Annotated in this window: 8 protein-coding genes; 4 read left to right on the forward strand and 4 right to left on the reverse strand. The window is 61.2% G+C overall.

The genetic code is table 11. The features are described from left to right. The first annotated feature begins 69 nt into the window (after positions 1-69). The 4 genes from VT03_RS10995 to VT03_RS11010 all read left to right on the forward strand — a co-directional run bounded on the left by VT03_RS10995 (position 70) and on the right by VT03_RS11010 (position 4646). Positions 70-918, forward strand: a complete 849-nt coding sequence (locus VT03_RS10995; RefSeq protein ID WP_197489296.1) for a tetratricopeptide repeat protein — start codon at positions 70-72, stop codon at positions 916-918. Between the two features lie 126 nt (positions 919-1044). Then, entirely contained in the window at positions 1045-2634 is a 1590-nt protein-coding gene (locus tag VT03_RS11000) for a sialidase family protein (RefSeq protein WP_197489297.1), read from the forward strand. Between the two features lie 659 nt (positions 2635-3293). Then, positions 3294-4079 (forward strand): HEAT repeat domain-containing protein, encoded by a 786-nt coding sequence (locus VT03_RS11005; protein WP_197489298.1) that lies wholly within the window; start codon positions 3294-3296, stop codon positions 4077-4079. A gap of 261 nt (positions 4080-4340) precedes the next feature. Further along, complete coding sequence (locus VT03_RS11010) at positions 4341-4646, forward strand: hypothetical protein (RefSeq protein ID WP_156514413.1); 306 nt, start codon at positions 4341-4343, stop codon at positions 4644-4646. Positions 4647-5584: 938 nt separating this feature from the next. Here the strand turns inward: VT03_RS11010 and VT03_RS11025 are convergent. The 4 genes from VT03_RS11025 to VT03_RS11040 form a co-directional block, all read right to left on the reverse strand. Beyond that, a complete protein-coding gene (locus tag VT03_RS11025) occupies positions 5585-7579 on the reverse strand; it encodes a WD40 repeat domain-containing protein (RefSeq protein WP_075093030.1) in 1995 nt (664 codons plus the stop codon). Beyond that, positions 7580-8401 carry a toll/interleukin-1 receptor domain-containing protein gene (locus VT03_RS11030; RefSeq protein WP_082846124.1) on the reverse strand — a complete coding sequence of 274 codons (822 nt, stop codon included), beginning with the start codon at positions 8399-8401 and terminating at the stop codon, positions 7580-7582. 921 nt (positions 8402-9322) lie between these two features. After that, on the reverse strand, positions 9323-10804 hold the full coding sequence (locus VT03_RS11035; protein WP_075093032.1) for a serine/threonine protein kinase: 1482 nt from the start codon (positions 10802-10804) through the stop codon (positions 9323-9325). 125 nt (positions 10805-10929) lie between these two features. Beyond that, positions 10930-12519 (reverse strand): GYF domain-containing protein, encoded by a 1590-nt coding sequence (locus tag VT03_RS11040; RefSeq protein ID WP_075093033.1) that lies wholly within the window; start codon positions 12517-12519, stop codon positions 10930-10932. Between the last annotated feature and the right edge of the window lie 8 nt (positions 12520-12527).

Raw genomic sequence — 12527 nt, forward strand, 5'->3', positions numbered from 1 at the left:
ATCGTTACGAAGGTGGATGCCCCCTTCAAGACGAGCGGCACGGACAAGGTCGTCATTCCGGCCAAGACCATGCTGACGGTCATTGTCGTCAAAGGGAATGACGTGAGAGTCGAATGGCACGACGGCCGGCGTCTTCTCCGCGGATCGCTCAAGCGGGAAGATACCCTTCCAATGTCCAAGGGCTTCCTCTTTCTGGACGAGGAACTCAAGGCATCGCCTACGGCGCGAAACTACGAAGCCCACGGTCTTTTCACACACTCGCTCGGAGAGTACGACGAGGCAATCAAGCAGTTTGACAAGGCCATTGAACTCGAACCGAGCAAGGCGACGTACTATCTGAGCCGGGGACTGTCCTATGACGCGAAGGGAGAGTTCGAGCAGGCGATCGAAGACTACACCCGATGCCTTAAACTCAATCCAGAGATGACGCGAGCCCTCTGTTGCCGGGCGGGTCTCCTGGCGGAGACCGGGAAGGATGACGAGGCCATCCAGGATGTCGAGGCAGCAATCGCACTCGATCCGAAAGATCCCCGCAATCTCCAGCAGCGAGGCTGGCTCATGGAAAAAAAGAGGGAGTTTGCCGCTGCGATTCGAGACTACGAGGCGTCCGTGCGTGTCGCCCCCGACTATGTCGCCGGCCACAACGCTGTCGCCTGGGTCTTGGCAACCTGTCCCGATGACAAACTGAGGAACGGTGCCAAGGCGGTGGTCGCCGCGACAAAGGCCTGCAAGCTAACCAACTGGGTCAGCTCTGGAGAGCTCGACACCCTGGCTGCCGCCTGCGCGGAGAAGGGCGACTTCAAGAATGCCGTGAAGTGGCAAACGAGAGTCGTCAAGTCGGATGACCCGCAGTTCGGAGAAGAGCACGAGGCCCGGCTCAAGCTGTATGAGACCAGGAAGCCCTATCACCAGGAATGACCCGATGGCTTTTTCGTGGTCTGCCGAACCGGTCCAGCGGTAGGGGGCTGGGTTGTCTCACGGGACAGAACTGCTCATGGTGCGAGGGTGAAGCTCCATCGCGAGAATTCTTCCGCATCGCCCACCGTGAGAGACATCGACGTGAAGGTGAACCTGATCGCACTCGCCGTCGGCCTGCTGGCGTTCCTCCCAGTCGGATCGGCCGACGAACGAAGCCCGGCCCCCATCGTCCTGACCGCCAACGACCTGTCGATCGCAACGGGCCAACCGTCTCTCGTCCTGATGTCCTGCGGCTCCGTGCAGATCCCTGTCTGGTCGCTCTCCGGGGGGACCGTTGGGCAGTCGGTTGCCGGCCTCGTCGGAGACCTCCCCCGCGACTGCACCGCCGTGAAGGTCGAGATCGTTGTCATCACGGCGGACGAGAAGACGAATCCGAACGTCGAGGATGTCTACCGCGTCCACCTCTCGCAGATGGTGGAGAATGCCCCCGTCACCGCCCGCTACACCCTCGGGGCTCCGGTCCGGATGGCGCTCTCCGCCGCGCCGTTCGAGACCCGCACCATCGTTCTGGAATCGGGCCACGAGGTGGTCCCCGGCGCTCCCCTGTGGCTGCGGATTCAGCGCGAGCCGGGCGATCCCGCGGATACCTTCACCAGCCCCATCGGCCTGGCGATGGTCAAGGTGACTCCGATCGCTCCTCCCGCAAAGCCCCACGTCGTCCAGGACATCTCTGGCTACAACTCATGGCCGATGCTGCAGGCGATCGGAGACAAGCTGGTCTGCGTCTACAGCCGAGGCGGCGGACATACGATCGGCGAAGACAGCCGCGCCGCGTACGCCCGGACCTCCACGGACGGCGGAAAGACCTGGACGCCGGAGACCGTGGTGGCCAATACGCCGCACTACGGCGAGGTTCCCGTGGGGAAGGGACTGGACTCCCGCGGGGCGATGCTGGTCTGGATCCGCCGTGTCGGGCCGGAGCGGCATGAAGACCTCTACCGCACCACGGACGGAGTGACCTTCACCCTCGTGACGACGCCGAAGCTCGCCATGAATCCGATGCAGATCACAGACATCTTCACCGTGCCGGATGTCGGACTGATGGCCCTGTGGTTCGCCGGAGACTACGGGGACAAGCCGACGAACGCCTGGGGGACCGTGACGAGCCGCGACGACGGCGGCACCTGGACCCAGACCACGGTCGAATCGGGGCTGCCCAAAGAGCAGTGGCCCACCGAGCCCGCCGCCGTCTCGCTGGGCGACGGCCGGATTCTCGCCATCGCCCGGACCGAGATGGGCGGCCCGACCACGGCGCGGTCTCAGTTCCAACTGGAGTCCCGCGACTCCGGAGCGACGTGGACCCGCTCGCAGACGAACATCACCGATGTCGCGAACTCCACGCCGAGTCTGATGCTCGACCCCGAAACCGGGCTCCTGAGCCACTACTACTATCAGCGCGGGCGGGGCCTGCTGCGCCGCCGGGTCGTCGACCCCGGGAACGTGTTCGGCCGTCCGCTCCACTGGCCGGCATCCGAGGTGGTCGCCACGGGTAGCCAGGTCATGTTCGACGCGGGCAATGTGAACGCCACTCGTCTCGGCAACAACCACGCCCTCGCCTTCTACTCCGGCAAGGCCCCCGACACGTCCGTCCTGGTCTCCGTGCTCCCAGTGCCGCCCGCTGCGCCCGCCGACAATGACACTTCGCTTCAGCAGTGACAAACGTCTCACAATGAAGATATGACGACACAGCCAAACGCCCGCATCGTCAAGGTCTGCCTGCTCGACCTCCCCAATGGAACGTTCCCTCCACGACTGCAACGTCAAGCACGACAAGTACCGGTCTCTCGTCGCTCACTGCAACCGCCGCGGCAGTGACCGCGCCCCGATGATCACGTTCTCTTCCAGTGTGTGACGGCGACTCCTGTCTGAGACTCCAGTGCCGCCGAACTCGAAGTGCGGTCAGGGATGCGACCAGTTCGAGCAAGGAGGTGCTGAAAACGACGAAGGGCGTCTACGGCTGGATGAAATCGAGCGACTCCCACCTTCGCCATCGAAAATTCGATGATTGCCTCGACCTCCGGTGGCCTCTGCAGCGCTGATCCCCCTAAACTCACGAAGCCGAATCTCAGCGACCTCAACATGACGAGTACAACGACCGTTCCACGCGAGCGCGACGCGGGCGACTGAGAAGATTCCTTCCAATCTGCACGGTTCGTCTGGCTTCAATCTGCGAACCCGATCGTCAGGGAGAGACTTGCATGCTCCTGCAACCTTCACACGTCGTCCTGGGGCTCGGGGTGCTGCTGGCGTCCTTGTCCGCGAGCCCGCAGGCGGAGTGCGGAGAGGAACCACGCTTCCAGGGCCGGAGTCTGACGTTGTGGCTGAACGACCTCGCCTACGGTCGCTATCCCGACATGGAGAAGCACAGCGCCGCAGTGAAGGCCGTCCGTGGGATGGGCGTGGACGCAATCCCGATCCTCATGAATCGCATCACAACTACGAGCGAGAGCCCGACGCAGCTGTTGCGCAGCGAACTCAAGCGGGACGCGCAGATGCTGCAAGACACACAGACCGTGTCCGCCTTCGAGGCACTTGGACCAGCCTCCCATTCCGAAATCCCGACACTCATCGGTCTACTGGCACCGCAGTATGACGCGGCAGGCGAGTCTCCTACGGAACCGGAATGCTGGCTCAAGTACCGCAGTTCAGATCTGGCCGGAAGAGTGCTTGAGGTCATGGGGGCCGCTGCCGTCAATCCGCTTCTCAAGGCCCTCGAAGAGAAAGACCCGCGGATCCGCTTTGGTGCAGTCGGGGTGCTTGAGAACACTTACCGGCGTTCTCAAGATGACCGGATCGTTCCGGCCATCCTGAAGCGACTGCGAGATGAAGATACTCAGGTTCGATGGGTCTCCGCCCGTGCTCTGGGTTCAATCGGTGTTCTATCGGAAACTTGTGTTCCCGCGCTTGCCGAATGTGTTCGCAACGACCCGGAGGGGAATGTGCGATCCTACGCACTGATGGCGTTGAAGAAGTTTGGTCCGCGAGCCAAAGTCGCTCTTCCGGCCGTGATGGCAGCGACTACTGACGAAAACAGCGATATTCGTTCATACGCGCGCGATGCGGTCAAGGCGATCCAGGCGGACGCACCAGGAACGCGTTAGTGCGAGTCTCCCAACTGAAGCGTTCAACCGGGACGACTCGGATACGGACGGACGATCAACTTCGCCAACCTTGCTTCACCTGAAATGTCAGATTCGGGGTCCTCACGGAAGCGAGTGCACCGAAAACTGCAATCAGGATGAAGCTAACGTCGGGATTCTGCAAAGTCTTCCGACAGCGGACCTTGCAAAACGAGGCTTGACCGCAGGGACCGGTGGCTGCGGTCACTGGCTACCGCGTGGCTTGTCTTGGGAGAGGCCGAGTTGAAACGTGAGCTGGCCCTGAAGATCGATGGGGATCGTCTTTGGTGGCCCATCACCAGACCTTGGAATCAATGGGCTGACTTCTTCATGCCCCATGACGATTCGAAACCACGCTTCCCGGTCCGTCATAACGCGGTACATCCGTTCGTCCGCCGTCTCAGCGAGGAACGGGCGATCGACCGGAATTGGCAGGTGCTTCTGCTCTGCTTTGGATCCGATCCGATCCACTCATCCGGTTCGCTGTTCGAGATTACTCAGATTCCAGTCCAAATCGTGGTGGATACCCGCAACCCGGTCTGCGACTGATCCCGCAGAAGGAGATCGATCAGTTCGACCGGACGCTCCAGGCGTACCAGCGAGAGCTGACTCGGGCGGTTTCTGACCTCGACGCCACCTACGCCAAACTGAGGGAGGCGGCGCGGCATCGGCTCGGACAGCTGTTCAATACATCCCAACTACCCCATTTCTCTCCGGGACGAGCTTGGAGTGGCGTGGGAGTTTCCGGCGGTAGAACCGCCGAACTACCTCCAGCAGCTTAGTCCTGCCCTTTACGAGCAGCTGCGGGCGCCGACGATGGGAAGCCCAAGGTCTTCCGGGACTCAGCCGTTGAGAACTTGGGAGAGTTCTTCGATCGCTTCCGGCGGCTCAACGTCCGCTCGAATGAGCAGCTCGACGGAGTCGTCGAGCGGGCTCGGAACCTCCTCCAGGGTGTTCAACCTCAGGAACTGAGAGACAGAGATCCCAGAGTCCCACTCCCACGGGAACTCTGGGGCCCGGTCATGAAATTTCCGACAGATTGAACGGACAGCCATAGTCCTCTCTCGAAAATTCGAGCTCTGCCGCGGCGGGTGAAGCCAGCCGCGGCGCTTCACGATCGGCGAAGCCATCGCCCGATCCTCTTCATTCCAACAGCCAGTCTGAGCCTGCTGGCGGGCAAGGCGGCATAGACGCTAGAACCGCCCGAAACTCTCGTGCCAGTATCCTCTCAGATCCTGGGGCGACGGGAGCTCTTCAGCTCCTACGTTCATGGCGGCTCCCCGGATTCGGCGGACCCAGTCCTCCCGATCAACGCGCTCGTAACAGGGGCCCAGTTGGTCCACAAAGCCGCGGAGCATATACGGAACACGGAGTGGGAAGTCTTCCCCCTCGCGTTCCAGCCGGAACGCTTCCTCCAGGTGCTCCATCCGCCGTCGGTATGCAGGCCCGTACAGAGTCGTGAATGAGGCACCCCGGCCAGGGTCGCGTCAAGGCCCCTTCGTCCAGAGTTCTGCGACCGCACCCAGTGCGGTATCGACGTCGAACAGATCGAGCCATTCGGTGGTCGGGATCTCGGCGAGAATCGCTCCATCGTTGACGGAGGCAATAAACAGCCCATCATCTGTCTGAACTACGAGCCGCTGTTGATTCTTGGTGACCGCGATGGCATGAATGTCAACGTCGAGGGATGGCAGCACCACGCGGCTCTCCTCAGGATCCTCGAGATCCAGAAGGAACATGGTTTGCCCCTGCGGAGAATTCGCATAGTGACTCGCCACGATCCAGCGGCCTGTTCGGTCGATGCCATACAGAATGGCTCCAGGTCGACGCTGGTGGAGAAGCGCCCCTGAATCGACGTTGTACACGCTGAAGCTTTCATCTTCGCCGATAACGACCGTCTTCCCTGACGGGCTAAAGCAATATCCAAAGTGAGCTTCCGAAGATGGGAACTGGGAAATGATCTTTCCCGTTGTCAGATCGAAAATCAGCACTCCGACACTGGACACACGACAGGCGAACCGTGTTCCAGATCGATCGAAACTTCCGCCCGCGCTTTCCGCAAACTCCTTTGACAGGATTGGAGCGGCGTCGCCTAACCGCCACACTTCGATCGTCGAAGCGGGCCCCCTCTGGGGGCGATTAGGCGGGTCGGTCGAATGTTGGTTGTAGACGAACGCGAGCAACTTGCCGTCCGGGCTCCGCACGATCGGGAAAGGGGGCGCGCCGCGAATCGGAATCGAATACGACTTGCCGTCGCGGGAGCGGACGCGAGCCGCTCGATTTGCCGGCTCCGCGTTCGACCAGAGATCCACTCCATTGTGGACACCCGAAGTATCCCCCCATTTTCCTAGAGCAACAGCGTCCGGAATGGGCAGCGCCTCATACTTCCGCTGGACGTCCTTGGACCGGGGCCAAACGATAGTCCGCCCCTCAGCATCGATCGCCGCGACGGCCGCCCGGGAGACCGCGACACTGCAGGGGCCTTGAGATCCGCGGAATTCCCGTTTTACGGCTGCCTCGGGTTCCCAGAGCCGGACAATCTTATCGTTGCACCCGATCGCAACATCTCCCTCGCTTGCGGCAAGGCTCCACACGTATCCCGTGTGGAGCTTTGTCGACGTGTGTCCCGTTTTCGCCACCAGGCTGTTGTCCTTGCCGACCTCACACACCATCGGTTCTGAGACGGCGGGGAAGACGCACCGATAATCGACCGGCTCCACCGGTCCTCGGAACTCATTTCCGCTGCGGTACAGTTCGCCGTTCAGACGCCAAATGTCACGGCGGCTGTTGGCGAACATTGTTCCATCTCCGAAGAACGCAATGTTGGGAATTGTCGCATCCGTTTCAAAGTCAACCACAGACTGGCGGATGCCACTGACTGAAGGCGGTCCCTGGACCATCTCGTGACTCCGGATGTTCCAAGCCTTCCAGGGATCACCGTCAGCGACGATCCATTGACCGTTGGGCGAGAAGCCTGCGGCCCGCCCACTGATCTCCCGATCTGCTTCCACGGCAAACTTCTGGACGCCGGACTCGGCATCCCAGATTCGGAGGTAGGATTTCGGCCGAATCTCGAAGATGCGCTGATCCTCGCGGGAGATCGCCGCCACCAGTCTTCCGTCCGGACTGAACATCACTCCGTTGTGCCAGCCATGACGCCCCCCACTCCAGGGATCGCCGGTCCCAATCAGATGTTTCCAAAGCGAGCGTCCTGTTCGCACATCCCAAACGCCGGCTTCGCGCAAATCACTCACTGCCACCCGGGTCCCTTGAGTATTGAGGGCCAGTCCGAACCCCCGAAAGTTCTCCGACTCGATCGTCGTGAACTCCTGATTGATTCCGAGTTTGTGGTTCCAGTAGGTCCATTCCAAACCGCGATGGATGTTGTCGGCGATCTCCTTCCTGGCCAGAGTTTCACGGATCAGGTCGTGCCGGTTCTCTGTCCATAACAGTGGGATCCGCTGGATCTCCTGGACATACACTCACCACGCACGCTCCGACTCCGCTTTGACCCGTGCCAGCCGCTGCTGCTCCGTCAGTTCTTCTTGGGCCTTCTTCAGCGTTTCGGCGGTTGCGGCGTTCTGCTTCGCCAGTTCTGCGTTCTTCTTGGCCTCGGCCTCGTTTCTTCTGGCGGCATCCGCGGCGGCCGACTCTGCCAAAGCCAGCCGCCGATCCTTGTCCGCTTGAATCTCGGCCGCGTGCGTCGCACGGCGCTGTCTTAAATACTCGCACGAACCGGCCACCATCCCGACCAAGAGAATCCCGAGAGCTATGGTGAACTGCATGACCTGCGACCGCCGCCGCTCGGCCTCTCGCTGTCGCAAATCGTCGAAGTCGACCTCCAGAAGCGATGCCAGGATTCGGAGTCGAGCTCGCGTCCGGACGACTTTTGCGGTGAGGTCTTTCCGCGGACGAACGTCCGACGCCAGAGGCTCGATAAGTTCCAGCGCAGCGAGCGAGCCCTCACCTCTCGCGGTCGCCGCGCGGCGGATCTCGCCCAATGCGATAGGGAACGCCTCGTGCGGCTCGCCATCGATCAGCAGGGCGAGGATGCGATCGTGTCGCCCTAGCTCTCGAAAACGAACGATCTCTCGATTGACCCATTGCGATTCGCGCGTCCGCCGCGAACAAACCACGATTAGAAATCTGGCCCGGACCAATGCTCGATCGATCTCCCGGCTGAGATCAGAGGATGCAGCCAATTCCTCTTCATCCAAAAAACGGGACGCAGCCGAGCTCGTACTCCCAAGTCGCGGACAAGCCGCTTCGGAGTCTTGAATGTCTCGATTTCCCGATGAAGCCATTGAGCCCAAGTACGGTCTTCATCGAAATGGCGATAGCTGATGAAGGCCTCATAGTCGTATGCGTAATCCGGAGAAGCGGGCTTTCCGACCGAGCCGGAAGACGGAGCCGACGCGTTCGCGGCGGGAGAAGAAGTGTGTTGCGGCGCAGCGGGGCGGACGGCAGGCGGCAGGCGCACGGCCATCGGTCCGTTCGTCACCTTTGTCACCTCGTCCCGCGCACTGTTCATGGTCCCGCAACTGGGACATCTCACTCGTCGGTTTCGGGTCTTGTCACCTACGCGAAGCTTCATGCCGCACGCAACGCAGGGAATCGTCGTTGGCATTGTTTCAGATCCATTCTGCAACAGATCGACAGGCGCTAGTCCGCGACAGTGTCACCCGTGCCGGCTCGACAACACCGAGTGCGGAGGAGACATACCAAATCCCGGCCCGATGGCTCAAAACTCAAAGCTGGATATTAGTTCTTAGGCAATTTTCGCAGCAAGACTTAGAGACTGTTGTGCACAATCTGTCATGAGATTCATCGTTCTACGGAGGATCAGGGTGGCGAACGCCAGCGAGTGTCAGCCGGCTAACACCGTTCTGCGCCGTTCGTAGTCGTGGGCCAGACGCCGAAACCCGGCCCCCCAAGGCTCGTACAACCCCCGTCGCCCTGGCAAGAGCACAAGCCCCTTCTTCGCTTCGGCGTATGTGACCACTTCGCTTTTGTGGAAGTGTCTGATCAGTGTACCGCTCCATCCTCATAGCTCAGACCGGAAGTCGCCCACGTGACGGCTGCACATGTTCGTGATGATCTTGCATCGTCAAAGAAGGCTGTCATGAACCGCGTCTCCCTCGCATTAACTCACTTCAACCTCCAAATTGCCCGAGCAGGGTCACGCGCAGGGCACTGACTCTCAATCCTTGGGCTATGGGGACGGCTCACGAGTTCGGTTTGCCGGGACTCACCAGGGGCGAACCGCCTGGCACTACTTCCGCCGGCAGTTCGGCAGGTGGCAGCACGACTTCTTTGAGCGGCGGTACATACATCAGGGAGTATGCCACATAGCCAGCGACTCCTGGCACAATCAGCAGAAACAGGACGCCTAACATGACCCATGGCATCATGGTGGGCATAGTATGCTGCGATTCAGTCCGCTTGCGAGGCTGAGTTTTCGAACTCGAACCGTCCGTGCGGCGCGGCGTCTGCGTCTGCGGACGCGGAGGCGCGACTATCGTAGGTTGATTGAGGCCCAACGCGTTCGAAGTGTCCCGGAGGGGTGACTCGGGAGGAAGGCCGCCAGCCATCGTCTCGGCCCCCCAGTTGACCGGGCTGTCGGATCCGCCTGCTCCGTGGGGCGGCTGTTGCGACGGAGCAGATGTGGAGCGAGCCCCTGCACCTACTTTCTCCGGAACATTGGCGGTATTCGGCACGCAAGTCCGCAGTTCCTCGATCACCTCACGCATCGACTGGTGACGTTTATGTGGCTGCTTAGACAGCATTTTTTGGAACACTCGATCTAGCTCTGGCGGCACATCGGGCCGCTGCTCCCGCAGCGAGGGAGTGGGCACAGAAACGTGGGCATGGATTTTGGCATAGACCGTCGGCCCGTCATAAACTGGTCGTCCAACCAGCAGGTGCCAAAGGGTGACTCCAAGTGAGTAGACATCGCTGCGCGCGTCCGCATTCGAGAGCCCCTGGGCCTGCTCGGGGGCCATGTAATCGACGGTTCCTACCGCAGCCTGCCCAACGCTGATGTCCGAGGCCGGCCCCGCGTCGGAGGCGAGTCCTAAGTCGAGGATCTTGACGATCCCTTTATCGTCGAGGATCAGGTTCGACAACTTGATATCGCGATGAATCACTGCCTGGTCATGGGCATGACCCAATCCGGCAGCCGCTTGGAGCGTGAACCCCACCGCCCTCTCAACCGACAACACCCCTTCGCTGGCGACCAGCTTTTGAAGGTCGGTTCCGGAGACCAGCTCCATCGCGAAGTAGTCGATCCCTTCGGACTGACCGGCGTCATAGACCACCACGATGTTTGGGTGGCTGAGCCGCGCCAGGACTTTAATCTCGCGGAGGAAGCGGGCCATTTGCCGCGGGGCGCGGGTGGGGTCGGGCAGGAATGTCTTCAGAGCGACGACTCGGTCCATCCTGCGATGGCGGGCCTTGAAGACCATCCCCATCCCCCCCTGTCCGAGCAGATCGAGGATGATATAGTCATTCAGCATCAGCGCCCGACCGTTGTTCTCAAGAATCTGCGTCCGCTGGTAATCGGTCAGATGCTTAAGGTCCACTAGGAGCGCCGCGAACCGTGCGGCGTCCTTCGGGGAGTGCCGACGGCGGAGTGCCTGCAGTTCCTCCTGCGACAGCAGCCCGCATTCCAGAACTGTTGTCGACAACTGATCGATTGAAACAGCCATCACAAGTCTCCGCTCACTGCTCCGAACCCTGCGCGGCATCATGCAAGAAATGCACGACGCCAATCATTTCACTCTGGGACGGCGAACGCCGCGGCAGAGCGACGGTCTCTCACCCTCGTTCCCGCTCACCGCCAGGTCAGGTTGGTGAGCCCCGCTTCTTCTTCTCCGTCCCCTTCCAGCTCCTGACGCATCTGGGCCACCGGAAAGGCGATGTACACAGGCGAATCATTCTTCAGGTACATGGTGTTGATCCCATACACCACGCCGCTGGACTGGCCATTTCGGAAGACAAGCGGTCCCCCCGAGTTCCCGGGGCGAATCGGGGCGGTGTGTTGCGCGTTGTAGAGCCCCCCAGACTCCTCCTGAACAACGCTGATCTCGCCGGGAGTGGGGGTCAGTTCGAAACCGCTGGTTTTGTAAGTATCGCGGTGGCTTTCTTTGCCGAAGAACAGTTCCGCTGCCGTCTTGGGCTCGCTGCGGGCCTTGGCGATCGCCTGCTCCTCGTCCGTCACGGCCAACTGGGCCACTCCGGGGAAACCGAAGGCCAGAACAGCCGATAACTTCGCAGTCGTGCTGCTGTTGCTGAGGGCGAAGTATGGCGACTCAGTCCGTTCGATCTTCAGGACCGCCATATCGAAGCGACGGCTGGTGTGGACGAGTTCGGACGGGAAACCCTTCCCTCCAAAGTACGTCATCAGCACAGGCTTGATCCTGTCTATCTTTTTGACGTAGGCGTCGATAATCGCGTGCATCTCGGGGTCGGGCTGCGGCTTGCCATCTTTGTCGACGGCGATCCGCCCAGCCTCTCGCTTGATACCGTAACTGGCTTTAAGGGACGACGTCAGCCGGCTGACTCGCCCTTCCGGAGTCGATTTCAGGTAGGCCCGGTGGTCGTCGATCACATGCCGATTGGTCAACGCGATGCCGTCGGCAGTCACCGAGAAGCAAGTCCCGTGTCCCAAGTTCTCCTCGTGGTGCTCGCCGGTCTCCAAATCGATGCTGAGGAACGCGACCACCATCCCGGTTGCGCTGTTGACCGCGGCGTTTACGGCTTCGTCGGACAGATCCGTCGACTCGATCGCCACGGCCGGTACGGATTCCGAACCACCGCCCGACCGAGAGTTCGCGATCAATACGCCGGATCCCGCCTTCGCGGGCACCGTCTTGCCTGACGACGTCTTGTCGGCCTTCGCCATCGCGGACGAAGATGGGGACCGGAAGAACCAGATCCCTCCTCCGACAACGACCACCAACGCCGCGACGATGCCGGCGACCGTCGCGATCCATCGGCCGCGCGAGGCTTTGGAGGGGGCGAAGGAGTTGGGAAAGAACTGCCGGGCCTCCAGCCAGCTCGGCAACCCCGCTTTCCAGACCAGCGTTTCCCGCGAGATCATCTGCTTGGCAATCAGATCCTTGATGAACGCTTCGTCCACGGGGCCGATCTTGGATTCGCCCGCGTTGTAGTACCACTCCTTGATCCCGGCCGCGGCTCCGGGAGGGACGGCCTCCTGGGGGCCGCTGGCGGTCTTGGCCTGGAAGACCTGCGTCATTTCGGTCGCCGGGCTCCAGCGAAACTGGTCGACGGAGACCTGGTGCAGCTTGCTGAACTGCCCACGCCCGGCCATGCGGCAGAGTTGCTCGACGGAATACGGACCTTTGACCTGTCCGCGGATGCGGATGAAATAGCGTGTCTGATCCATTCCAAAAGCCGTCATCGTCGTTT

The organism is Planctomyces sp. SH-PL14, assembly GCF_001610835.1.
Lineage (GTDB): Bacteria > Planctomycetota > Planctomycetia > Planctomycetales > Planctomycetaceae > Planctomyces_A.